Origin of the sequence: Bacillus sp. J14TS2, from assembly GCF_018333015.1 — a bacterium.
In the GTDB taxonomy this organism is placed as follows: Bacteria; Bacillota; Bacilli; order Bacillales; family Bacillaceae_C; genus Lederbergia.
The window spans coordinates 167,599-192,490 of record NZ_BORE01000009.1; the positions used below are offsets into that span (position 1 = coordinate 167,599).

19 protein-coding genes, 1 riboswitch and 1 other annotated feature are annotated in these 24,892 nt (G+C 39.3%); of the genes, 10 read left to right on the plus strand and 9 right to left on the minus strand.

From position 1 onward, the window contains the following. Positions 1-135: 135 nt before the first annotated feature. The 6 genes from KI375_RS15160 to gltB all read right to left on the minus strand — a co-directional run bounded on the left by KI375_RS15160 (position 136) and on the right by gltB (position 11,181). On the minus strand, positions 136-1,458 hold the full coding sequence (locus KI375_RS15160) for an ammonium transporter (protein ID WP_212974311.1): 1,323 nt from the start codon (positions 1,456-1,458) through the stop codon (positions 136-138). Positions 1,459-1,590: 132 nt separating this feature from the next. Next, positions 1,591-2,916: a type I glutamate--ammonia ligase gene (gene glnA, locus KI375_RS15165; RefSeq protein ID WP_212974312.1), complete on the minus strand. Its 1,326-nt coding sequence runs from the start codon at positions 2,914-2,916 to the stop codon at positions 1,591-1,593. Between the two features lie 28 nt (positions 2,917-2,944). Further along, positions 2,945-3,823: a diaminopimelate epimerase gene (gene dapF / locus KI375_RS15170; RefSeq protein ID WP_212974313.1), complete on the minus strand. Its 879-nt coding sequence runs from the start codon at positions 3,821-3,823 to the stop codon at positions 2,945-2,947. Between the two features lie 14 nt (positions 3,824-3,837). Continuing rightward, the gene (locus KI375_RS15175; protein ID WP_212974314.1) at positions 3,838-5,076 is read right to left on the minus strand and encodes an LL-diaminopimelate aminotransferase; all 1,239 of its coding nucleotides are present in this window, start codon (positions 5,074-5,076) and stop codon (positions 3,838-3,840) included. Between the two features lie 28 nt (positions 5,077-5,104). Next, positions 5,105-6,574 carry a glutamate synthase subunit beta gene (locus KI375_RS15180; RefSeq protein WP_212974315.1) on the minus strand — a complete coding sequence of 490 codons (1,470 nt, stop codon included), beginning with the start codon at positions 6,572-6,574 and terminating at the stop codon, positions 5,105-5,107. 86 nt (positions 6,575-6,660) lie between these two features. Further along, complete coding sequence (gltB, locus tag KI375_RS15185; RefSeq protein WP_212974316.1) at positions 6,661-11,181, minus strand: glutamate synthase large subunit; 4,521 nt, start codon at positions 11,179-11,181, stop codon at positions 6,661-6,663. Positions 11,182-11,611: 430 nt separating this feature from the next. Here gltB and KI375_RS15190 point away from each other — a divergent pair, with 430 nt between their 5' ends. After that, positions 11,612-12,049, plus strand: a complete 438-nt coding sequence (locus KI375_RS15190) for a GNAT family N-acetyltransferase (protein ID WP_212974317.1) — start codon at positions 11,612-11,614, stop codon at positions 12,047-12,049. 360 nt (positions 12,050-12,409) lie between these two features. Here the strand turns inward: KI375_RS15190 and KI375_RS15195 are convergent, their stop codons facing one another. Continuing rightward, positions 12,410-13,198, minus strand: coding sequence for an AraC family transcriptional regulator (locus KI375_RS15195; RefSeq protein WP_212974318.1), 789 nt, complete (start codon positions 13,196-13,198; stop codon positions 12,410-12,412). A 194-nt stretch (positions 13,199-13,392) separates the two neighbouring features. Between KI375_RS15195 and KI375_RS15200 the strand changes: the two genes are divergently transcribed. The 6 genes from KI375_RS15200 (at position 13,393) to KI375_RS15225 (ending at position 20,215) form a co-directional block, all read left to right on the plus strand. After that, positions 13,393-14,631 carry a Bcr/CflA family efflux MFS transporter gene (locus tag KI375_RS15200; RefSeq protein ID WP_212974319.1) on the plus strand — a complete coding sequence of 413 codons (1,239 nt, stop codon included), beginning with the start codon at positions 13,393-13,395 and terminating at the stop codon, positions 14,629-14,631. Positions 14,632-15,516: 885 nt separating this feature from the next. Then, entirely contained in the window at positions 15,517-17,493 is a 1,977-nt protein-coding gene (locus KI375_RS15205; protein ID WP_212974320.1) for an ABC transporter permease, read from the plus strand. Next, complete coding sequence (locus KI375_RS15210) at positions 17,490-18,356, plus strand: ATP-binding cassette domain-containing protein (protein ID WP_212974321.1); 867 nt, start codon at positions 17,490-17,492, stop codon at positions 18,354-18,356. Before KI375_RS15205 ends, KI375_RS15210 begins: the two co-directional genes overlap by 4 nt. After that, entirely contained in the window at positions 18,349-18,969 is a 621-nt protein-coding gene (locus KI375_RS15215) for a hypothetical protein (protein WP_212974322.1), read from the plus strand. Before KI375_RS15210 ends, KI375_RS15215 begins: the two co-directional genes overlap by 8 nt. A gap of 106 nt (positions 18,970-19,075) precedes the next feature. Then, positions 19,076-19,363: a hypothetical protein gene (locus KI375_RS15220; RefSeq protein WP_212974323.1), complete on the plus strand. Its 288-nt coding sequence runs from the start codon at positions 19,076-19,078 to the stop codon at positions 19,361-19,363. Positions 19,364-19,735: 372 nt separating this feature from the next. Continuing rightward, complete coding sequence (locus KI375_RS15225; protein WP_244852681.1) at positions 19,736-20,215, plus strand: GNAT family N-acetyltransferase; 480 nt, start codon at positions 19,736-19,738, stop codon at positions 20,213-20,215. 36 nt (positions 20,216-20,251) lie between these two features. On the opposite strand, the gene KI375_RS15230 is transcribed toward KI375_RS15225, so the two are convergent. Next, on the minus strand, positions 20,252-21,100 hold the full coding sequence (locus KI375_RS15230; RefSeq protein ID WP_212974324.1) for a DUF72 domain-containing protein: 849 nt from the start codon (positions 21,098-21,100) through the stop codon (positions 20,252-20,254). 227 nt (positions 21,101-21,327) lie between these two features. Next, positions 21,328-21,386, plus strand: a riboswitch (Fluoride riboswitch). Positions 21,387-21,443: 57 nt separating this feature from the next. Here KI375_RS15230 and crcB (KI375_RS15235) point away from each other — a divergent pair. Then, positions 21,444-21,830: a fluoride efflux transporter CrcB gene (gene crcB, locus KI375_RS15235; RefSeq protein WP_212974325.1), complete on the plus strand. Its 387-nt coding sequence runs from the start codon at positions 21,444-21,446 to the stop codon at positions 21,828-21,830. Then, entirely contained in the window at positions 21,827-22,186 is a 360-nt protein-coding gene (gene crcB / locus KI375_RS15240) for a fluoride efflux transporter CrcB (RefSeq protein WP_212974326.1), read from the plus strand. Before crcB (KI375_RS15235) ends, crcB (KI375_RS15240) begins: the two co-directional genes overlap by 4 nt. Before the next feature lie 250 nt (positions 22,187-22,436). Here crcB (KI375_RS15240) and metG read toward each other — a convergent pair whose 3' ends face one another. Beyond that, positions 22,437-24,083, minus strand: coding sequence for a methionine--tRNA ligase (metG, locus tag KI375_RS15245; protein WP_212974327.1), 1,647 nt, complete (start codon positions 24,081-24,083; stop codon positions 22,437-22,439). A 51-nt stretch (positions 24,084-24,134) separates the two neighbouring features. Continuing rightward, positions 24,135-24,383, minus strand: a binding site (T-box leader). A 145-nt stretch (positions 24,384-24,528) separates the two neighbouring features. Between metG and KI375_RS15250 the strand changes: the two genes are divergently transcribed. Beyond that, on the plus strand, positions 24,529-24,801 hold the full coding sequence (locus KI375_RS15250; protein ID WP_212974328.1) for a DUF2277 domain-containing protein: 273 nt from the start codon (positions 24,529-24,531) through the stop codon (positions 24,799-24,801). Positions 24,802-24,892 lie beyond the last annotated feature (91 nt).

The following is a 24,892-nucleotide window of genomic DNA, read 5'->3' on the forward strand; positions in this document are numbered from 1 at the left end:
ATTGATATTCTTTGACAATATGATTGTACGAGTTGATGTAGGAATGATTTCAAAATGCATAGATGTAACCCACCAATACTAGACTGATGAGTTACATGATTAAAATCTATATCATAGAGCTCCACTTACTCTCTACTATTCTCTAGGAGTAAAGTGAGATGGGGTAACCGGTAATTCCAAGGCATGGTGGTTGGTTCTGTCTGTTTGTAGCTCTTTCTTTAGAAAGGCCTCTGGATAGCCATAGCTACCGTGTTCACTGACATCAAGACCAATCAGCTCCTGTTCTTCTGTCACACGCAAACCGTGTAATACTTTTTTTATGATGATAAGGAAGAACCATGAAACGACAAACGCATAGGCTCCAGAAACAACGACACCCAATAATTGAACACCAAGCTGTGTAAAACCCCCACCATAGAATAAACCGGCACTACCTACACTTGCTAATTCTGGTGTTGCAAAAAAACCTGTTGATAGCGTGCCCCATACCCCTGCAACTCCATGGACAGATAAAGCAAAGATCGGATCATCAATTCTAGCTTTCTCAAAAAATCTAGCACTGTAGAAGACAATGATGCCTGCAACAAACCCAATGACAATTGCTGCCCATGTTTCAACAAATGCACAGGAGGCGGTAATGGCAACAAGTCCTGCCAACGTCCCATTTAGCATTGTCGTTACCTCTGGCTTACCTAGCATAACCCAGGAAATTAACATAGCACTAACGGCTCCAGCACCTGCCGCTAAACTCGTATTCAACGCGACAAAGCCAAAAAATCCATCTTCGACCCCCAAGGTACTTCCAGCGTTAAATCCAAACCAACCAATCCATAGAATTAAAACACCTAATGCTGTATAAACTTGGTTATGACCACTAAGCGTATTGGCCGTCCCATCTTCATTATATTTTCCAATGCGGGGCTTTAGCAGAATAGTTGCGGCTAATGCAGCCATTGCACCTGACAAGTGAACAACTGTTGAACCAGCAAAATCTTGCTTTCCATGTTCTGACAGCCATCCGCCTCCCCAAATCCAATGCGCAATCACTGGATATACAAAAGCTGAGAATAAAATGGCAAACACAAGATAGACCGATAACTTTGCTCGTTCGGCAAATCCACCAAAGGCGATTGCGAGCGAAACCCCTGCAAAAGCCATTTGAAAGATAAAGAATGCTGGTGTTGAGTACATATTTCCGGCAACTTCATAGCCGGAATAAAAGAAATCTGTAAATCCCGTAAAAAAATTCCCGTTATCTCCAAAGATAAATCCATATCCCACTGCCCAGAAAACGAGAGAAGCAATACCGAAAGAGAAAATGGTTTTTCCTGCAATATGGCCTGCGTTTTTCATTCTTGTTGATCCTGCTTCCAATAGAATAAAACCACCCTGCATGAAAATAACTAAAATGGCACCTAACATTACCCAGACACTATTTATAAAAAATAAGTCATCCATCCCAATTCCTCCCTTTATCTCCTTTATAGATGTGACCGAGTTTCCCCCCTTCATTCATAAACATGCACTTCTATCAGTCTATTATTTACGATCTGTCCAACCCAGTTGCAGGGACTCCTATCATCAATAACGTTAATACTGCGTCATATATTGTTCTCGTTCCCACGGGTGAACTTGAGTACGGAACATATCCCACTCAATTTGCTTGGCTTCCACAAAGTTTTCCAGTAGATGGTCGCCTAAAGAGTGAACCATCACTTCATCCGTTTGTAATGCCACTAAAGCTTGATCTAAACTGGCCGGCAAATTAGGAATACCATTTGCCTCTCTCTCTTCTTTTGTCATGGCATAGATATTTTGATTAACCGGTTCAGGAGCTGTCAATTGCGAGCGAATCCCGTCTAACCCTGCTGCCAATAATACAGCCAGCGCTAAATAGGGATTGGCTGCTGGATCGACACTCCGCACTTCCACACGTGTGCTCAGGCCTCTGGAAGCAGGAATACGAATAAGCGGACTCCTGTTTTTAGCAGACCATGCTACATAACAGGGTGCTTCATAACCTGGAACTAATCTCTTATAGGAATTAACGGTTGGATTTGTAATCGCGGTAAACGCTTCTGCATGTTTTAATATTCCTGCCAAGAAGCTTCTCGCTGTATCGCTAAGCTCTAATGAGCCATTGGGATCGTAGAAAACATTTTCCCCCTTTTGAAAAAGACTCAGGTTACAATGCATTCCCGACCCATTGATTCCAAATAATGGCTTGGGCATGAAGGTGGCGTGCAGTCCATGTTTACGTGCGATTGTTTTTACCACAAGTTTAAAGGTTTGAATATCATCGCACGCCTTAACGGCATTTTGATATTTAAAATCAATTTCATGCTGCCCTGGCGCAACCTCATGATGGGAAGCCTCAATTTCAAATCCCATTTCTTCCAATTCCAGTACAATATCACGTCGACAATTTTCCCCTAAATCTGTTGGCGCTAAATCAAAATAGCCTCCCTGATCATTTAGGTTCATCGTCGGTTGTCCTTTTTCATCTAACTTAAATAAGAAAAATTCTGGTTCAGGTCCTACATTAAAATTTGTAAATCCGAGTTCTTCCATTTCGCGAAGAATTCTCTTGAGATTATTACGTGGGTCCCCTTCAAAAGGGGTTCCGTCCGGATGATAAATATCACAAATCAAGCGTGCGACTTTTCCTTTTTCAGCCGTCCATGGAAAGATAACAAATGTATCTAAATCAGGGTATAAATACATATCCGATTCTTCAATTCGGACAAATCCTTCGATAGAAGAACCATCAAACATCATTTTATTATCTAAGGCCTTTGTCATCTGGTCGACCGGAATTTCCACATTTTTAACGGTACCTAGTATATCCGTAAATTGCAGGCGAATAAATTTTACATTCTGTTCTTCCACCATCGTCATAATCGTCTCTCTATTCATCATATTCCTCCTATATAATTGATCATCTCTAGCATGCATAGGGTGGTTCGTCTGTCTTATCCAGTTCCCATTCCCCATGACAGATATAGGCTGCTTCTCCTGTTTTCCAAACATGGCCATATTCGTCCCATTTAATCATTAAATCCCCTCCTGGAAGATGGACGGTGATGGGAGCATTTCGATCCAATAATTGATTAAGAGTCGACGCCACCACCGCCGCACACGCTCCTGTACCACAAGCCATTGTGAGTCCAGAACCTCTTTCCCACACCCGATAGATCAGTTCTTGGCGATTCATAATTTGAACAATGCCGACATTTACTCGTTCAGGGAATAGTGAGGAGGTCTCGATGATGGGTCCTACTTTTTCTAATGGAAATGCTGAAACATTGTCAGTATATAAAATGGTATGAGGATTCCCCATTGAGACACTGGTAAGGCGAAAGTCGTTATCTAGAAAGGAATGAGGCTCATCGATTGCTGTTTGTAATGGATCCCCAACCATCGGAATCATTCCTTTCTGCAGCTTCGGCTTTCCCATATCCACAGTGACAGATTGTACTCTTCCCATGTGATTGGTTTCCACTTCAACCCCAACCACGCCACTTTTTGTTTCAAGCGTAAAGCTCTTGAATGCCATAAACTTATGATCATAGAGATATTTCGCTACACACCGCAAACCATTACCACAATTTAATCCCTCTGATCCATCCTCATTGAAAATCCTCATGCAAAAGTCAGCTTTTGTCGAAGATTGAATTAAGATCAATCCATCGGAACCAATGCCAAAGTTTGGATCCGATATTAGTCTGGATAGTTTGCCATAATCACTCACTTTGCTTGATTGATCCAATTCATTAAATATCACATAAGCATTTCCCAATCCATGCATTTTGGTAAATAACATATTCATCATCGTCCTTAAAAAATAAAGTTTGCGGAGCCAAGTCTCTTTTTCATTTCATCCATTACGTACCTTTCTTGCTCAATTCCATAGGCTTGAAATGTAACCGAAAAACGAATAAAATGGCCGGCTTCATCCCATGGGACTGTAGAAATTAAATGGTTTCTCAATAGATATTGGCTAAAATCTTCTGCTGTCTGAAACACCTCTCCATCTTCCACCCTTTTCGGTATTTTCACATAGAGGAAAAAGGAGCCTTTTGGTTTGGAAATCTCAAATCCACATTCGCGTAAAGCATCAACCAATAATTGAAAACGTCTTTCATATTTTTCTGCTGTGCGTTCTGTTATTTCAGGATGTCGTAATGCGTACGCAGCCGCTTGTTGAATGGCCATGAACTGCCCCGAGTCCTGGTTATCTTTTACAGTGGCAAACGCATTGACCAATTTGGCATTACCGGCAACAAATCCCATCCGCCAGCCTGTCATATTAAATGATTTAGATAATGAATGAAGTTCAATTCCTACCTCTTTCGCACCTGGTGTCGCAAGAAAGCTTAATGGCGCTTCTCCATCGTACACAAGTGCGCCATAGGCAGCGTCATGGATAACAATCAATTCGTTTTGCTTTGCAAAAGCCACTACTTCCTCAAAAAATTCTCCCGTAGCGACTGCTCCTGTCGGATTATTGGGATAATTTAAATAAAGTAATTTTGCCTTTTTTAAAATTTCGTCATCCAATCTATTCAATTGAGGGAGAAAACCATTTTCCTCCAACAAAAGGAGATCAAACACTTCTCCTCCATAATATTTGGTAAAGGTTCCCAAAACAGGATAACAAGGAGAAGGCATCAAGGTGATATCACCAGGATTGATGAAGGCTGCTGGAAGCATAGCCAATGCTGTTTTCAAGCCAATGGTGTGCATAATTTCCGTTTCTGGATCAAGTCCTGTCACCCCGAATACATGCTCCATATATTCCGCTGCTGCTTGCTTGAACATAGGTCCGCCATTATCAGCATAGAAGCGATTTTCTGATTTTCCCGCCTCTTTTGCCAGCACTTGAACAACCCTGTCATCTGCCTTTTGATCTGGTTCACCAACCCCAAGATCGATCAGTGCCTTCGTTGGCTGTGCTCTCATAGCCTCTTGCTTCGCTCGTTTGATTTTTTCAAATTTATATATTTCTTCTTTTATTCCAAAATTTGCTCCACCAATCCGGTTTGCAAATTGGTGCTGTATATAATCTACTGTCATACTGTTTCCCTCTCATTCATGAAGATGTCTAGTCCATAAGGTAATGATGACATTGTTGAGCTGCTTGTATGCCTTCTTGAATAGCCCAGACAATTAGGCTTTGGCCGCGTCTTGCGTCTCCAGCCACAAACACTCCAGGCTGACTCGTGTGATACGAATCATTGGGAACAGCAACCGTGGCTTGCTCATTGACATCTACACTAATTTGTTCCAAAAGCTGGGTTTCTGGACCTTCAAATCCGATCGCAATGAAAACAAGTTGAGCTTGCCAATCCCGTTCAGTATCTTCCATCTCTGTTCTTATTTTTTGGCCATGTTCATTTTTCTCAGTATGGACTTCTACACTTTTGATGCCTTTTAACATTCCTCGTTCATCACCGATAAAATGAAGAGCTGAAGTCGAATAACTTCGGGGGTCTTCACCAAATTTCATCACTGCTTCCTCTTGACCAGAATCCATTTTGTGAACAATTGGGACTTGCGGCCAAGGATTTTCAGATGTACGAGTTTCAGGGCGCTTAGGATAAATATCGAATTGGACTAAACTTTTACAATTTTGACGAAGAGCTGTCGATACACAATCTGTGGCTGTATCCCCTCCACCAATGACAATCACATCTTTTCCTGTGGCAGAAATGAAGTGCTCATCTTCAAAATCAGCATCTAGTAAGCTCTTGGTATTTAAGTGGAGATAATCCATCGCATAGTGTACGCCTTTTAAGTCACTTCCAGGAATGTTCATATTACGCGGTCGTGTCGACCCAATACAAAGAATAATCGCATCATAGTCCAAGTGTAATTTTTCTACAGAGAATTGGGTACCTACCTCAACATTTGTTGTAAAGCGCACCCCTTCCTCCTCCATTAAATGGATTCGTCGGTCAACCACAGATTGTTCAATCTTCATTTTGGGGATTCCATAGGTCAATAATCCACCGATCCGATCATCTCTTTCATATACCGTCACTAGATGCCCTTTCCGATTTAATTCAGACGCACATGTAAGCCCTGCTGGTCCTGAGCCAATAATCGCCACATGCTTCCCTGTACGGAAACTTGGAGGTTTAGGTCTTACCCATCCATTTTCAAAGGCTTTATCAATAATTGCTCTCTCAATATTTTTTATCGTAACAGCCTCCTCAAATAAAGAAGCGACACAACCTCCCTCACATGGCGCTGGACAGGCACGTCCCGTAAATTCTGGAAACGGATTGGTTCGAGATAAACGTTCATAAGCCTCTTTCCAATTCCCCTGATAAACAAGCTCATTCCATTCCGGGATTAAGTTATAGATTGGGCATCCTGTTGTCATCCCTGCTAATGAATGGCCGTTTTGACAAAAGGGAACCGCGCAATCCATACAACGAGATGCCTGTTCTTGCAAATTTTTTTCAGGTGGAAGATTCGCTATTTCCTCCCAATCATTTAACCGTTCTAAAGGATGCCGATATTGTAAATGACCTCTTTGATGTTCTAGAAATCCTGTTGCTTTTCCCATATCACTTCCTCCAATCTCTCTTTATCTTGCGCATCCGTAGGTTCCTCACATCAAGAGTCTAAGGGAATAATGAACGAGGTCCCGCTTTATTTATACTGCCCATTACTAGCTGGTGAAGTTGATGTGAGCAGTTGTCTATACTCTTTAGAAATCACTCGTACAAAATGAGTACTTTCTTCCTCCCAGCGTTCGAGGATTTTTTTCGCTGTCTGACTTTTTGTATAGTAAAAATGGCGTTGAATCATTGATTTGACTGTGTTCATCTCCGTAAAGTCCTCTACAGCTTCAAGCATAACCATCCCAAGATTACACAATTGACTAATACGTACACTTGGGTCATAAATATAGGCGATTCCCCCAGACATACCAGCTGCAAAATTCTTCCCCACTTCACCGAGAATGACTACTCTTCCTCCAGTCATATACTCACAGCCGTGATCACCGATACCTTCTACAACGACCTGGGCTCCACTATTTCGAACGCAAAATCGCTCACCAGCCATTCCATAAATATAGGCTTCCCCTGAAGTTGCACCATAAAATGCTGCATTCCCAATGATAATGTTTTTAGCAGGAGTAAAACGTGCTAGATTGGATGGGTGGATGATGATCTTCCCTCCGGAAAGTCCTTTCCCCACATTATCATTGGCGTCTCCTTCTAGTTTCATCGTCATTCCATTTGGAATAAAAGCACCAAAGCTTTGACCAGCTGAACCTTTAAAATGAAGCTGAAGAGTATTTTCTGCTAGGCCTTTTCCACCATAATTTCGTGAGATCTCACTCCCTAGTAACGTCCCTGTCGAACGGTCTGTGTTATGAATTGCGAGAATGGCGTGTATGGATTTTTTCTCATTTGTTGTAAGAGCCATCGGCAACAGTTCACGATAATCCAAATTTTTCTCCAGTTGATGATCTTGCGGTAATGTAAACCGCGAGATTCCTTCATTTCTATAGAGAAGGGGCTTCAGATCTAAAGTCCTTCCTTTCCAATGTTGAGTTTCGGATATTGTCAGCAAATCAGTTTGACCAATCATTTCATCCATTGTCCGGAATCCCAATTCGGCCATATATTCTCGAACTTCTTGAGCAATAAAATGCATTAAATGAACAATATGATCTGCTGTTCCCATCATCTTTTTTCGTAATTCAGGATTTTGGGTAGCAATTCCTACCGGGCAAGTATCTAAATGGCAAACTCTCATCATTACACAGCCAAGTGAGACAAGGGGCAATGTAGAGAACCCAAATTCTTCTGCTCCAAGCAAGGCAGCAATAACGACATCCCGGCCATTCATCATTTTTCCATCTGTTTCTAATGTGACGCGATTCCGCAAACCATTCATCATTAAGGTTTGTTGTGTCTCAGCTACTCCCAGTTCCCATGGCATCCCTGTATGTTTAATACTTGACTTGGAAGCAGCTCCTGTTCCGCCATCATAACCACTGATCAAGATCACATCAGCCTTTGCTTTTGCTACCCCAGCGGCAATTGTTCCAACTCCTGCTTCCGATACCAATTTGACATTGATGCGAGCATACGGGTTGGCGTTTTTCACATCGTAAATCAGCTGTGCCAAGTCTTCTATTGAATAAATATCATGATGCGGTGGAGGTGAAATCAATTCGATCCCAGGAGTGGACCCTCTTGTCTTGGCAATTTGAATCGTAACTTTATGTCCAGCCAATTGTCCTCCCTCTCCCGGTTTCGCTCCTTGAGCCATCTTAATTTGAATCTCATCACAGTTGACAAGATAATGACTGGTTACACCAAACCTTCCTGAAGCAACTTGCTTTATTTTGCTCCGTTGTAAATCACCATTAGCGAGTGGTTGAAATCGTTGGGGATCTTCTCCACCCTCCCCACTATTACTCTTACCACCGATCCGATTCATTGCAACGGCAAGGGCTTCATGGGCCTCCTTGCTAATTGAGCCATACGACATCGCTCCTGTTTTAAATCTTGTAAAAATTGATTCAACTGGTTCAACTTCTTCTAATGGAACGGACTTTCGTTTATGTGTAAAATTCAATTGCCCACGAAGCGTCACGTGTTGATCAGCATCTTCCTGAACCAGATGACTGTATTTTTTATAAAGTTCATATTTACCGGTTCGACAGGCATATTGCAGGGTATGAATGGTATCTGGTCGAAATAGATGCAGCTCGCCATTATGCCGCCACTGAAAATCAGATCCACTCTCTAATGTTGGTTCGTCTTCCGAAAAAGCTTTTACATGTCTAGTTCGTACTTCTTTTGCTATGTCATCTAAGCTTAAACCACCTATTTGTGACACGGTTCTTGGAAAATAGTGATCGATGACCTCCTGGCTAATGCCAATTGCTTCAAATATTTGTGCACCTTGATAGCTTTGTAAAGTTGAAATCCCCATTTTAGACATAATCTTTAAGATTCCTTTTGTTACAGCCTTCACATAATTAACTGATGCTTCCGACTTTTTATCAGAGTGCCGTGTTTCTAATAGGGAATCCAGTGTTTGGTAAATAAGATAAGGATAGATCGCGTCCGCTCCATAACCTAATAAGCAAGCAAAATGATGTACTTCTCTAGGCTCAGCAGATTCTACAATGATACTAACCTTACTTCGGTTACCCGTTTGAATTAAATGATGATGGACAGCTGAAACAGCTAATAACGATGGGATAGAGGAAAAATCTCTTCCGGTTTCACGATCACTCAATATGAATAGATTACTCCCTCTGCTAATCTCGTCATCCACTGACTGTAATAAAATCTTCAATCCTTGTGCCAATTCTCCATCTTGTTGCTGGATAGGGAAAATAGTTGGAATCATAACCGTCCGCCAATCAGGCGTTTGTAGGTAACGAATTTTAAGCATTTCCTTTTCCAATAAAATAGGGGTGTTTAATCGGATTTTTTTGTAATCTTTTGGATTAAGTTCAAGCAAATTTCCCTCTGGCCCTAATAATACCTCCACTGATGTCACTATTTCCTCGCGAATTGCATCCAATGGTGGATTTGTAACTTGTGCAAACTTTTGTTTGAAATAATGGAATAAAGGCTGTGGCTGATTAGATAAAATCGCTAATGGCGCATCATATCCCATTGATCCAATCGGTTCACTCCCCTGTAAAGCCATGGGCTTAATGACTTTCTCCCATTCTTCGATCGTATAGCCCAAAGAATCTTGGATCCGTTCCAACCTTTCCAATTCTTCATCTGTCTGCTCTGTTCGATGACCGTTTAAGCTGGGAGGTTCAGTTGGGAGATCCTCGAGGGAAGTGATTTGCGATTGGACCCATTCTTTATAGGGATGTTTGGAACTGATCGTTTGTTTGATTTCCTCATCAAAGATAAGTCTTTTTTGCTGAAGATCAATGATTAACATCTCACCCGGTTTCAATCGATCTTTACGAATAATTTTTTCTTCCGGTATATCGACTACTCCCACTTCTGATGCCACATAGATGAAATCATCATCTGTCACTACATACCTAGCAGGCCTAAAGCCATTCCGATCCAGACATGCTCCTAATTGAATACCGTCCGTGAATCCCATTGCTGCTGGTCCATCCCAAGGTTCCATAAGCGCACTATGAAATTGATAGAAGGCTTTTTTATTTTCGGCCATTAAACGATTATTTTGCCATGGTTCTGGGACCATCATCATCATCACGTGTGGGAGAGACCATCCTGACAAAACAAGAAATTCTAATACATTATCAAAAATGGCAGAATCACTACCTCTAAGATCGATAATCGGCCTTAATTCTCCTATATATGGCAGTGTATTAGATTGGAATAATGCCTCCCTTGCAAACATCCGATTGATATTTCCGTTGATCGTATTGATTTCACCATTATGCATCGAAAACCGGTTCGGTTGTGCCCGATTCCAGCTTGGAAAGGTATTTGTACTAAAACGGTTATGAACCATCGCCATCGCCGATTGGTACGACTCATCTTGTAAATCACAATAATAATGCCGTAGTTGCTCAGGAAGAAGCAGCCCTTTGTATATAATCGTTCTTGCTGAAAAACTCACAGCATGGTACTGCCCTTCTTCACATACATCAGCTTTTATCCAAGCTTTTTCTATTTTTCTACGAATTTGGTACAAAATTCTTTCAAACTGGATATCGCCTGGTTCGTCATAAGATGATTGGACAAACACTTGTCGAACCACAGGTTGAGTTGTTTTCGCTTGAGCATGCAATAATTGATCATCAGTCGGAACCGTTCTCCAGCCATATAGGGATAATCCTTGGCTCTCGATAACAGATTCTATCGTTTTTTCACAAAATTCTCTGGCATCCGGTTGTTGAGGTAAGAAGAACATCCCCACTCCGTACTTCCCCGCTTCAAGTGGTTCTTCATTTTTTTTAATCCATTCTTGTCGAAATAGTTGATGGGGAATCTGTGTCAAAATCCCTGCTCCATCGCCTAATCGCTGATCAGCACCTCGTCCACCACGATGATCTAGCCTCTCAAGAGCAGTTAATGCTTGATTGATCAGCTTATGAGATTTTTTCCCATTAATATCTGCTAATAGAGCAATGCCACATGCATCATGTTCAAATTGGGGATTATATAATCCCTGTTGATTATCCGACTTCTTCATTTGCATCCTCCTTATTTCGTATCTTTATGGTAGCATCCTAGATTTTTAAATGATTTAGAATTATAGGAGAAAGATTTGCACTTTTTTCCCTCTCTATTCACAGATGACTGCATAGAAAAACGCAAGGGGGGTGCCTATGGGCGACAAGCAATTATTGCGGAACATTGGTTAAAGGCTCGACGTCCTATCGAAACACCGATGGACTCGCATCCTGCGAGTCTCTGACCTGGATGACAATCCCAAAATTAGAACATTACCGACAAGCTAGGATTTTATATTTTCCTGGACAACAAAAAAGCCAACACCATGAGGGGAGTGATGTCCGCGTTTTAACTCGTTCTAAATATATTAGGTCAGCTCTACACAAGCTTTCTCCCTTCTGCTATAATAGGCCCGTAAAAAAGGACAGCGAATAGATCAGATAGGAGTGGCCTAAATGAATATTGAATACAGGAAAGCAACTTCTCAAGACAAAAATGAGTTATTTCCTTTAGCCGAAAAACTTGCAACTAGCTTTACTCCAAACAAAAGAGATTTCTCAAGAGTTTTTTCTGAACTGCTTCAAAATCCTAATGTTGATATACTTATTGCGGAAACCGACTTAAAACTTATAGGTTATGTATTAGCATTTCATCATCCAGCATTCTTCGCCAATGGAACAGTGAGCTGGGTAGAGGAACTCTTTGTACTAGAAGAATATAGAGGAAAAGATATTGGTAAGTGTATGATGGAAAAAATTGAGGAATTAGCCTCGGTGCGGGGATCAAAATTGGTTGCACTTGCGACTAGAAGAGCACATAATTTTTATAACGCAATAGGATATGACGAATCGGCGACTTATTTTAAAAAGACATTTGTAACGAATAATGTATGAAAAAAATTTAATCAATCTAAACAGGAATTTATCAATACTATTCTAAGCGACAATAAAGAAAGATTTACATATAGTTGAACAGATTGACATAGACGCTTTTACGGAATAAAAAAGAGGCAGGGATATAACTAAAATATTAAGTTCCAAAGACGAACAATGTATTACTTAGCTAAGTATATTTCCGGGGCGAGTACATCCACCATACTAGATCGCTTTTTTTGGTGATAATATTTTTTGTCCCAGCCTCTACAATAATTCCGGGTAATTCTCTGCACGAACTCCCGTTTCTCCGAAAAGAACTGCTCATATCGGATCAAAATATCGAGAACAATTGAAGCACAGGAAAGAACATTTAATAGGTCAACGAATATCTGATGGATTTTTCCCCGTGTATTTTTTAAATTGACGGCTGAAAAAATGGAGGTCGTTGTAGCCAAGCGTATAAGCCGCTTCTGTTACAGTCATTCCTTCATAATGTAATAAATGCTCGGCACGTTTTATGCGAGATTGGATAATGTAGGACTTCACCGTCTGGCCGATGATTTGTTTAAACTTTTGTGAAAAGTATTTTTGTGAAAGATTAGCACGAGCAGACAAACTTGCGACCGTATGAGGTTCACCAGGATGCTGTTGAATATAATTAGCTATTTCATGAATCGTTTCGATAAATCGATTACTTGTGTTCGTTATCTGAGCGACATTTTCTCTTTCCTCTCGCAATAAATGGATGATTAATTGTTTCAAAATAAGCTTTGCTTCAACTTCAGCGCCAAAAGATTTTACAAGAAACAAGCGAACATATTGTGCCAACAAAGCTTCAAAACTGATTGTATCAGATAGAACTCGATGAGGAGAAGGAATCATTTGAGGAATTTCAAGCACATCAAAATGTATATACGTCAACACGAGTGGGTTTTGAGGGTTATGTGTAGCGGTTGTTTCATCACCTGGACGAAATAGAAAACAATGTCCTTTTTCAACTGGAAATGACTTCCCATTAAGGACAACCTCCCCTTCCCCGCTCCATACATAAAAAAGATCATAATTAGGCATTGGTTTATCTCTTTTTCTCCATTTCCACTGGGGTTCACATTTAATCGTCGCAAAGGCAGGCTTGAGAATATATTGCTCAGGATTGATCGATAACACATTGAATTCCTCCTTAGTGAGAAACGATTTCCCTATACAGAAGATTATTATATCAAAAACGCAATCTCCATGCAGGCGATAGAGAATATGCACATTCGTTGACTCTCCTTCGATTATTATGTTTAGACAATAACCACCTTTCTCCTGTATACTATCTCTATTTGCAGTTCATAGTAGAAAGGTTGTTTTGCGTTATGCTCCATAATCCAACAGGAAAAGAACGGTTTGGATTAGTTTTACTTCTTAGTAGTTTAGGTATATTAGGCCCTCTGAATATTGATATGTATTTACCAAGTTTTCCCGATATTGCTAGTGACCTCGGGGCAAATGCATCGCTTGTTCAGCTTAGTTTAACAACTTGTTTAATTGGCTTTGCGGTTGGACAAATTTTTATTGGACCGATTAGTGATGCTAAAGGGAGAAGGACTCCATTATTGATTTCAATTTCTTTGTTTGTCCTTTCTTCTCTTCTATGTGCTTTGGCTCCTAATATTACAACCCTAGTCATCGCACGATTATTGCAAGGATTAACTGCTTCTGCTGGGCTTGTTCTATCACGTGCAGTTGTTCGCGATGTCTTTACAGGGAGAGAATTGACCAAATTCTTTGCCCTATTAATGGTTATCAATGCTGCAGCACCGATGATTGCTCCGATGACAGGCGGCGCAATCTTACTTTTACCTTTCGCAAGCTGGCATACGATTTTCTATTTTCTAAGCTTCCTTGGAATTTGTATTGTTCTCCTGATTGCTAGTCGTTTGAAGGAAACTTTACCTCCTGAAAAACGTTTACCAAGCTCAGCGAAGGAATCCGTTGGAACTTTATTAAGTTTATTCAAAGATCGATCCTTTATAGGTTACGCCCTAACCGTTGGATTTATCCATGGTGGAAGTTTTGCCTATGTATCTGGTACACCCTTTGTTTACCAAGGAATCTATGGAGTTTCTCCACAAGTTTTTAGTATTCTGTTTGGAATCAATGGATTGGCGATTATTATGGGAAGTTTTATCATTGGTCGTTTTGGCGGCATCATTCATGAAAGAAAGCTGCTCCGTATAGCTGTCATTATCGCCGTATCTGCAACGAGTCTTTTACTAATCATGACGGTGATAAAAGGACCACTTGTCAGTCTTGTTGTCTGTATTTTTATCTATATGACCACAATGGGCATGATTACAACCAGTACTTTTACATTAGCAATGGAAAAACAAGGACATCGGGCTGGAAGTGCCAGTGCAGTCTTAGGCATGATGCCATTATTACTTGGATCAATTGTCTCTCCCCTTGTCGGGATCAATGAAGCAACAGCTATCCCAATGGGCACGGTCTTATTTGTCACATCCTTGATCGGCATGATTGCTTTCTTCCGATTAACGAAGGAACAGCGTACAACTCACACAGAGAATATGGAAGTGAGACCGGGACACAACTAGCCAAAAATAGTAAACAAAAAAGTTCCAAGCAAGAAAAAAAGCCAAGCGCCTTGAACTAGGAAGAAAGGCTAAATTCGCGCCGTCCTGGCGGCAGACTCAAACGCGACGTCCTGTCGCTTCGTCTGCACTAGTACATCCTGTACGTCGCAACACCTTTCTGACCAACATCCTGTTGGCCTCCGACAAGCAAATGTTCCTGAACCTAGGAAGGGGCTTTTTCCCTTCATAGGTTCAGGGTTATTTGACCTCGAGGGGCTAGGCTGGAGCTGGATGCCGACCGCGACATAAGCAGTTATCCACAAGCCAAGAATTTTATAGTTTCCTTAGCAATAAAATATTTGCTTGGAACTTTTTTGTAAAATGTTTACCGTTATCTATCATTGGATTTCTGTTTGCCCCTTACGGACATTCGGTTGAAACCCAAATTAGCTCCCGAAAACCAACACTAGTTCCGCTTCAAATTTACGTTTTCCATAATCTCACCAGTTATCTCGTCTGAAAGCTTCGTACAATCCTTTTTGAGACTCTCACTTTTCATTTTAGACATAGAAAAGTATCTTCTTTCTCATTATATTTCCAATTATCCACATGAAAAGACTTGTCCCCATGCCTCTATTTCTTCTTCTTTCAATATTGATTGTATGTAAGCGATTTCGATTCTCGATGATATATCCTGCTTCTGCAACATGGAGTTCCGGCTAATTTAAAATGTCTTTTCAATAGTCTAAAAAAGGATAAAACTTATTATGGTCAAATTATGGACACACTAAAAGATCCAGAGGGCATGTAGCGGTTGATCTATGACTTTTTACATTCTATTATGGAGAGTGACAACTAATATAGTTGTTTCTCTTTCTATACTTATTAGGGATAAGGTGTATATGTATGCGATTAAAACGTTTGTACCTTTTTTACTTTAAAAATATGAGTAGAAATAAACTTTATCTTACAGCCAGTATCGGTTTTATGTTATTTCTATCCATTCGAATTTTTATGTATATGAATACATGGTTTGATCGAGAAAAGTATGGAGATCTTCCTGCTGAAATCATTGTGGTTGTACAATTGGTTTCTGTATTATATATGATTTATTTTTATCTCACCTTCTCAAATGAATTAAAATATGGTACCTATAACTTCTTTGTGGATGGTTATAAAATTCTTGTGGAGAAGATAACCGCGTTACTATTTGTACATATTAGTTTTCAGGCTATCTTGTTGTCGATTGTATATTTTATTTTTCTTATAATTTATTTATTTGTTGGTATAGAATGGTCTTCGATTTATGGATCATTGTTTCGTTATTTATTGGACTATATGTTTTTCCCGCTTTTTTTTGCTGCATTGACAGGGATTATTATTGCACTTATCTTCGGGGCTAAGAAAATCAGTATTATTTTTATCCTAATCATATGGTTTTTTACCGGAGGGATCAACCAAGAAGTATTAGCTTCTTTTTTTGACAATGTCGAATCAACCGACTGGGAAACGTTATTAAGTATCGGGCCAAACAGTATCTATGTTGTCTACGTATCCTATATGGGTTTCAATACAAGTATAGGCCTTGAATTAAGAATACTAACGTGGTTATTTCTTCTTCTTTTCCTAATGTTATTAGTATTAATAAAATGGGCGCGTATAAAAAGAGAGAGGAATAGAACATTGGCAATTGTCCTTCTGTTGCTTTTTGTTAGCTTTGGTACAGGCTACCTATCTATTCAATCTAACACAAGCACATTTAATAATGCTGATAATGAATTAGAAGTAGAACGCTATAGAAACATGCAAGATGTGGAGACAGATTTAAACTATGACATTGCTTCATATCGCATCACGCTGGAAGATGATAGAGTCGATGCTGAAATCAAATTTGAAAAGACAAATACGGATAAACCGTCTTTTCAATTATATCACGCTTATCCTATTCATCAGATCACGATTGATGGAGAAAATGCTTTGTACTCTCGGGAAGGTGATATTGTTCGAATTGAAAGTCCAACAGATAGTTTTAAGGAAATCGTATTTAAGTATGAGCTAGTTGATACAGGATTAGTTTATTTTGAAGGAAGTAGAGCCATTTTAGCGGCCAACCTAGCCTGGTATCCGAAAAAAAGGGAAGAGCATATGTACAAGCCAACTAATCTAACTAATATAGATATTACCGATAGCCCTTTTGAGACAAATAAACAATATCATTTTGAACTTTTTGCAGATGGGGTATTATTTACAAACTTGACGAATGTTGGTAATCACTACGAAGGAGACGCAAACGGAATTTCTATTATAAAAGGTCAAGGTAACCAAATGAATTATAAAGATTATGAAGTCACTTATCCTGCGGATTGGCCAAAAATGTCCAAACGTATTGGGAAAGTGACAAACGCTTTCGAAACAATCTTAAAGGAATTAAAACAAATTTCTTCAACCAAAATCACCAGTTTACCGAATAAAGTAGTTTTTACTACAGATCCGGCGACTAGTGTTATTGATACCGAACAGTTTATTTATAATGTGGGAGGGATAACGGTATCTATTTCAGACCCAGAGGTGATAAGTAATTTTGTTGAAGAATTCATGGATCTTACTGTGGAACCAAGAGGAAAAAATGATATGTTTCAGGAATGGAAAAATTTATCAAGTTTAATGATAAAGGAAGAATATGATTTCCAAATATTTTCTGATCAACCTATCACAGAAACACATCATTCTTCATTTGAAACTATTTATCGTATTTATTACGAATTTAGTAAATTGAAGATAGAAGAAAAAAGGAAATTTTTAAAGCAATGGTATATTGAAATGGACGAGACATTGACTTGGGACGATGTGAAAGCACTTATAGAAGAGAGGAAAGACGAGTGAATATATCTGTAGAAGAATTGAGTAAAGCTTATAAGAAAAAAATGGTTCTATCAGACATTAATCTATCCTTTTCGGGTGTATACGGACTATTGGGTCCAAATGGAGCGGGAAAAACAACTTTAATGAAAATCTTAGCAGGACTAGAGTCTTTTCAATCAGGGGATGTCTATCTAGATCAAACATTAATTAGTACAAAATCATATGTGAAAAAGGTAGATACTATTGGTTATTTATCTCAAGATTTTATGATTTATCCTGATTTGACTGTTTATCAGGTATTAGAACATATTGCCGTTTTACAAGGGGAAAAAAATGCTGAAATAGCAGGAAAAATTCAAGATGTGCTGCAAAAAGTGAATCTACAGTATCATGGACAGAAAAAAATGAAAGAATTATCTGGCGGGATGCGAAGACGGGTTGGGATTGCTCAATTGTTACTTCGGCAACCATCCGTATTATTATTTGATGAGCCGACAGCTGGCTTGGATATTGAAGAAAGAATTCGATTTCGGAACTTATTAAAAAAACTCGGAGAAAATCATACCGTTATTATTTCTTCGCACTTAGTAGAAGATATTGAATTTCTATGCAATCGTATCGGCATCATTAAGGATGGCAACGTTATATTCGAGGGAGATCCGGAACAACTTAAAAAAAAGGCAAATCAGCAAGTCTATCAATTAGAAATATTACCTGAACAACTAGATGAAGTCATATCTCAGCATGAAGTGATTCAATTGGATGATAACGGATCACATATATTAGTAAGATTCTTATCAAACGAACCGATCGGTAAAGTAGTGCCACCCAGATTGATTGACGGCTATTTAACTTTATTGAAAGAGAGCCCTTCTCATGAATAAGTTAAAACATCATTTTCAATTTGACATCCGTTTGTTAAAAGGAATTTATATCATTCCATTTGTGGGATACTTGCTTACATTACTATTAATGTTGCTAAGCTATCCTGAAGAATCTTACTTACCATATATATTTTTACAAGGGATCGCTATACCAGCTGCTGGATTACATGTAGTTTTTCTGTATAGTTCAATTTATGATGAAGGTGCACCGGATACATTGATACCTTACTACAAGAAAAACATAGCCTACGATTTACTACGGTACGGATTATTGCATGGTTTCATCATTTTATTATTAACAAGTTTGCTCATCTGGGTGAAGGGATCAGAATTCTTGGATATGATAATGGTTTTACATCTGCTATTATTATTTATCTTTTATCAATTAATTGGCCTTGCTTTATTAACCATCATAAAGTCACTGGAGATTAGCATAGCAATCAATGCAATCTATACAGTAACAGAGGTTGTATCACTTGGAAATTTTTTCCCTGTGCTTCATCTTTTTATATTTGAAGATTTTTTTCATGACATTTGGTTGTACCTGAAGCTTTTCTTGTTATTTATAGGAATAGTTTTATCTGTAGTACAATTAGTACGAGCCTTTAAATGATGTATCATTGTTGGACAATCCATATATCTTTTAAACTATGTTATTATTATAAAATAGGGATATACAGAAACTTCCCAATGATTTAAATAAATGGAGGGGTGAAGGAATGAAGAATAAGGAATTTACGTGGAGAAGTTATTTAGCGCTTACAATTGTAATATTTTTTACTTATTCGCTATACACTCTTCCATTATTTGGTCTTACTAATCCGAGTTTTCTGAATTTACATATAAGAGCAACATTTGTCCTTGCTGTTGTATCTTTAATAACCATTTTTCTTCCATTGTTTAAAAAGCAAGAAAAAAAGTGGTTATCCGTTTTGATCATTCTAATATTTATCATTAATTCGTCTGTCATTGCTTTTTTCTTTTGGTTCGGTACACATTTAGTTTAATTTGAAAGTGACGATAATTAGCCAACCTACATTCAGTTTTTTCTCATTTCCATGAACTACTCTAAAACTTCTCCTGCCCTTAAATACTGACTTCTCTCCCACTCGTGAATTTAACTATCTAACTTCTTTTTTCATTCCACATCCTATTTAGGAGGCTATTGGTCTCATTTTCGTTTTTTTATCTAGACAATTTTAAAAAACATCTCATAATAAAACGAGATTGCATCAGTTGACCTTTATCTCCCATTGATGATTAACGAGTGTAATCGGGGTGCTAGGACATCTATATGTTCTGAAGTGGCCTAGGGATGGTTGCCTCGGGATAAAACCAAACGAAAAGCTCGATTATCTAAAAAAAAGGGGGGAGCTGCCATGTATATTACAAGGATGAATGAAGCGTATGCGCGGGAGATTATGCAATGGAAATATGAGGCACCTTATGAGATTTATAACTTAGAGGGCGACGAAGAAGAATTAGAAGAACTTCTCCACTATTTCTGTGTTTTTAAAGAGAATGAATTAATTGGCTTTTTTTGCACAGGGGGCTTTGCTCAAATTCATTCAGGACATGAAGTGGGCGTTTATCCTGACATGGATAAACTCGTTGACATCGGCCTCGGCATAAAACCGGAATGGACGGGGCAAGGCTTTGGGCGAGAATTCCTTTCCTTTATCCTTCAACATCTGCAAAAGCAACAGCGACCCAAAGCTTTCCGCTTAACTGTAGCAGGGTTCAACAAGCGAGCAATTAAGCTTTATAAACATTTAGGATTTCAAGCCGTGACATTATTTAAGGCAAACGATATGCCGTTTCTTATTATGATCAAATTGGTCGGGACAGACTCTGAGTAAGTTTAAAAGAAGACTGCTTATGTTTTCGATATCTATTTAAAACAAGTTCATCTGTCTAGGAGCCAAACCCTCATAATCAATGTCTAACATTTTTTGAAACTCCTTAGCATTCCCTGCTGCATCCCCACCCGAGTTATTATTAAATAAGATAATAATCTCCTTAGACGAGTCTTGCAATTGTAAGACCCGTTTTTTCCATTCTAATAGCTCGTCCTGATTATATTTATATAAATAGCGAACTTCCCGCCAGTTTGCATCGTTTGGTTTATTCCAACCATGAACATTCCGACCATGCATGCGAACGAGCGTCAGATTTTGATCTGTCACAACCGGTACAATCGGAATCGACCCATTACCAGCCTGCGGCTCATCAGCAATCGCATGAATCCACCCTTCTTGTTTCATAAAACTCAACGTATTATTTCGATAAGTAGGGGTGAACCACGATTGATTACGAAATTCTAGTGCGACCGGCAGATCCCCCATCTCCTGCTTACAATAACGCAAATATTGTACATTTTCCTTTTTGCAATCAAACCAAGGAGGGAACTGAAATAAGACCATTGCTAATTTATTCGCCTCTTGATAGGGATGTAAGGATTCCTTAAATGCTTGAAACATCTCTGCTTTTGTTTCAAAAGGAGGTTCTTCTCCGCGTTGATGCCCTGTCATTCCCTGATAAGCCTTTACAACAAATCGAAAGTTGTCCGGTGTTTCTCTCACCCATTTTTCTGCATTCCGGATAGGCTGGACCGCGTAAAAAGAAGCATCCACTTCGACCACTGGAAAATGACTACTATATTCCGCTAATTTATCTTTCGCCTTCATCTGCGCTGGATACAAGCTATCATGATCCCCCCAGCCCGTGACACCGATATAAATCAATTCAATCCCTCCTTCCATTATTTTACCATATTGAACAGGTGCATTTGAATTTTAAAAAATGATCCGATATTAAATTCAGTCTACTCAAAATATATGGTATGAAGAGGAATTTGAAAAGATAAAACAGCAGCTTATTCAGAGTGAATTTGACTTCCATTCAAACTAAGTAAGCCGTATTTTTTTAGGGATGTTCGCCTTAATCTTGATTTTTTGATACAATACTGACATATCCTATAGGTGATGGAGTTCACCGAAACTGCGGAACGCTAATGACTCCTACCAGAAAGTTCTCTGGTGGAGTCTGTTTTATTTTAATGAATCTTTCTGATAGAGGTGAATCGCAATGAAATATACTGCGGTAGGTATAGCTGGCATGGTTGGAGCTTCTTTGCGCTATGCCATCGGTCTATCCTTTCAACATGTGTGGTTCTATGATTTTCCAATAGCAACCTTTTTAACAAATATGCTAGGGAGTTTTATTTTAGGTTGGCTCACCCTCTCATTACCACGCCTGAAATTTCTCCACCCTGTCATGATTCCAGCTATTGGGACAGGATTGATTGGTTCCTTCACTACCTTTTCTACCTTTAGTGTGGAAACCGTAGAATTAATGATCGTTGGTAAATGGGGCGTTGCCTTGCTTTATCTCCTGTTCAGTGTATGGGGTGGCTTGCTTTTTTCATGGCTTGGTTACCGTTTCGGCTCTCGCCAAAGGAGGATGAGTGTATGACGCTATCCTTCTGTTTGGTAGCAGTTGGAGGTTTCTTTGGTGCTATCGCCCGCTTTTGGGTAAGCAATAGGATCAAAAGAAAAGATACCTCTTCTTTTCCACTCGCTACACTCATTGTAAATTTGGCCGGCTCCTTTTTGCTTGGCTTAATCATTGGAGCAAATCTTGAGCATTCACTACAACTCCTTTTTGGAATAGGTTTTTTAGGGGCTTTTACCACCTTTTCCACATTTAAATTAGAAAATATCCAGCTTCATGCGGAGAAAAAATGGAAAACCCTTGTGCTCTATCTTGGCCTTAGCTACACGTTCGGGATTTTTCTAGCTTTTATCGGAATACAAATCGGCAAACTCTAGGCCCTTGTCTGTCATTTATTTAAGGCTTTCCCCTAGAAGGCGCACATCCTTTTTCAGATATGCGCCTGCTTCTAGTATAGGATCAAGCACCATGCTTTTATTATTTAGTAGCCATTAATAGTCCCTTGATCCTATCATGTTCATCATGCATATACATCCTCCTCAAATCTATGATTCGCTTTTTATCATCGTACCATGTTTATTTCTCCTGTCTATATACAGTGTTTAATTCTCTATAAGGCGATAGAAGTCAGGGCGATGAGTCTTTCGAGGTCTGAACTAAATGTTCATATTCTTTCTCTATTAACGCTTCATCCAAGCGCTCAAATAGAGGCTCAACAAACAAAATACGTTCTGGTAAGTCAAGCTGAACCTGCCATTCTACCTGTTCGATTTGCAACATTTGCCGAATCTTCTCAGAAGAAAATGGCAAAAACGGTTGTAAAAGCTGGGCAAGATTACAGATGATATACACACAGGTAGTCATTGTATCAGATGCAGCCGGTCCAGCTTGTTTGATCTGGAGCCAAGGTTGTTCCTGATCAAAATACTTATTGGCCTGACGGATATAATCAAAAATAAGCTCTAACGCCTTTTTAAAATGACCTGTTTCAATCAGTTCTCCAACCAGCTGGTATAAACGCTCGGTCTCTGTTTGAATCGATGCGTTCACCCTGCCTTGCGGAACTCGACTTTCAAAAAACTTTTCCAGAAATTTCAATGTACGGTTAACAAAATTTCCAAACGCACCGAGCAACTCCCCGTTATGGCTATAGATAAATTCTCGCCAAGAAAAATCGGTATCACGATTCTCAGGTGCATTAATCGTTAAAAAATAACGAATCGAATCTGGGTGGTAATGCTCTAAAATGTAAGGAGCCCATACGGCCCAATTTTGACTTGTGGAAAGTTTCCGTTTCTCTAGCGTTAAATATTCATTCGAAATGATGTGAGTAGGCAAAGGAGATTGCTTCAACCCTAGGAGAATGGATGGCCAAATGATCGTATGAAAAGGGATATTGTCCTTCCCATGAACATAATAGGCAATAGTGTCCTTATTCCACCATTCCTCAAGTTTTTCGCCTTTCTGTCTTGCCCATTCCTGACTTGCTGTTAAATAACCTGCAACAGCCTCTATCCACACATAGATCTTCTTATGGGCAAACTCAGGTACAGGTACATCAACACCATTGGGTAAATCCCGTGTTACAGCGCGATCTAGCACTCCTTCCTTTAAATATCTTTCCGTTAAATCCACTGCATTTTCTCGCCAACGATTCTCTCGTTTCGCATGCTTCACCAACGCTTCTAACTTTTGTTGAAATCGACTAAATGAAAAATAAAAATGCTCTGTTTCTTTAATAATCGGTTCGTTTCCACAAATTTTACAACGTCTATCGATCAGAACAAGTGGATCTAAAAGCGCAGAACACTGATCACATTGATCCCCTCTTGCTTTAGCCCCGCAATTCGGACAAATTCCCTCTACAAAACGATCTGGCAAAAATTGTTTGTCTGTTTCACAATAAGCCTGCTCAATTGATTTGGTGTAAAGATAACCATTCTGCAGAAGCTTTAAAAATATTTCTTGAACTGCATGATGATGATGTGTCGTATCAGTTCGTGTGTATAAATCATAGGTAAATCCAAGCTTTTGAAAACATTCTAGAAATTCCGTATGGAAATGGTTGGCAATTTTTTCAATCGTTGTATTTTCCTGATTCGCACGAATCGAAATCGGCGTACCATTGCAATCACTTCCTGACACATACAATACCTTTTCGCCTTTCTGTCGATAGTATCTCGCTAAAATATCACCAGGAAGCAGAGCCGCGATATGACCTAAATGTAAAGAACCATTTGCATAGGGCCAGGCCCCCCCTATAAAAATTGTCATCCTTCATTCCTCCTTGTATTTTTTGAACACAAAAAACGCCCTAATCATTATGATTAGGACGATTGGACTCGTGTTACCACCTATATTCGCAAATAGCTCACACTACTTGCCTCACCCAGTACGCCTTACGGGATACTGCTGCTGTTGTAACGAGTGCCACTCTCGTCGTAGCCTACTTGCTCGGGCTTTCGGTACGAAGCTCAAAGGTCATTTTCAAAAGGGTTCGTTTGCTTCATTTCCACCAGCAGAAGCTCTCTATCAAACACAGTCCTTTTTACTTTTCCTTCTCATCGCTTTTCTTTAGAAAGATTGTAATTCTTTTGCAAGTAAAATGCAAGTTGATTAAAAAAACGAAAAAACAGTTTTACATATTGCCTCGACTCTTTAGATTAAAAATTATGATACAATTATTTTAAAAATATTTCGAAAGAAAGGATGATTCCTCATGTGTCGAAACATTAAACCATTATTTAACTATGATCCTCCAGCTACAAAGGACGAAATCCATGCAGCTGCCTTACAATTTGTCCGCAAGGTATCTGGTTATCAAAAGCCCTCTAAAGTAAACGAACAGGCTTTTCATAATGCGGTTGAAAATATTGCTGCTAATACGGAACAGCTTCTAAACTCGCTTGTTACCAGCTCCACTCCCCGAGATCGCCAGGTAGAAGCGGAACGAGCCCGAGTTAGAAATGAAAAAAGATTTGGAAAAAACTAAATCACAAAGCGTTCGGCTACCAGGCAAGCAAATATTCAGTTAAAGACAGGCGTTTTGCCTGTCTTTGGCTCAGGTTTAAATAGAACAGCGA

Bases quoted from the DNA above. Each gene is read 5' to 3' on its own strand.
- KI375_RS15160 (WP_212974311.1), bottom strand. From the start codon at position 1,458: ATGGATGACTTATTTTTTATAAATAGTGTCTGGGTAATGTTAGGTGCC.
- glnA (WP_212974312.1), bottom strand. From the start codon at position 2,916: ATGAATAGAGAGACGATTATGACGATGGTGGAAGAACAGAATGTAAAA.
- dapF (WP_212974313.1), bottom strand. From the start codon at position 3,823: ATGTTATTTACCAAAATGCATGGATTGGGAAATGCTTATGTGATATTT.
- KI375_RS15175 (WP_212974314.1), bottom strand. From the start codon at position 5,076: ATGACAGTAGATTATATACAGCACCAATTTGCAAACCGGATTGGTGGA.
- KI375_RS15180 (WP_212974315.1), bottom strand. From the start codon at position 6,574: ATGGGAAAAGCAACAGGATTTCTAGAACATCAAAGAGGTCATTTACAA.
- gltB (WP_212974316.1), bottom strand. From the start codon at position 11,181: ATGCAAATGAAGAAGTCGGATAATCAACAGGGATTATATAATCCCCAA.
- KI375_RS15190 (WP_212974317.1), top strand. From the start codon at position 11,612: ATGAATATTGAATACAGGAAAGCAACTTCTCAAGACAAAAATGAGTTA.
- KI375_RS15200 (WP_212974319.1), top strand. From the start codon at position 13,393: ATGCTCCATAATCCAACAGGAAAAGAACGGTTTGGATTAGTTTTACTT.
- KI375_RS15205 (WP_212974320.1), top strand. From the start codon at position 15,517: ATGCGATTAAAACGTTTGTACCTTTTTTACTTTAAAAATATGAGTAGA.
- KI375_RS15215 (WP_212974322.1), top strand. From the start codon at position 18,349: ATGAATAAGTTAAAACATCATTTTCAATTTGACATCCGTTTGTTAAAA.
- KI375_RS15220 (WP_212974323.1), top strand. From the start codon at position 19,076: ATGAAGAATAAGGAATTTACGTGGAGAAGTTATTTAGCGCTTACAATT.
- KI375_RS15225 (WP_244852681.1), top strand. From the start codon at position 19,736: ATGTATATTACAAGGATGAATGAAGCGTATGCGCGGGAGATTATGCAA.
- crcB (WP_212974325.1), top strand. From the start codon at position 21,444: ATGAAATATACTGCGGTAGGTATAGCTGGCATGGTTGGAGCTTCTTTG.
- crcB (WP_212974326.1), top strand. From the start codon at position 21,827: ATGACGCTATCCTTCTGTTTGGTAGCAGTTGGAGGTTTCTTTGGTGCT.
- metG (WP_212974327.1), bottom strand. From the start codon at position 24,083: ATGACAATTTTTATAGGGGGGGCCTGGCCCTATGCAAATGGTTCTTTA.
- KI375_RS15250 (WP_212974328.1), top strand. From the start codon at position 24,529: ATGTGTCGAAACATTAAACCATTATTTAACTATGATCCTCCAGCTACA.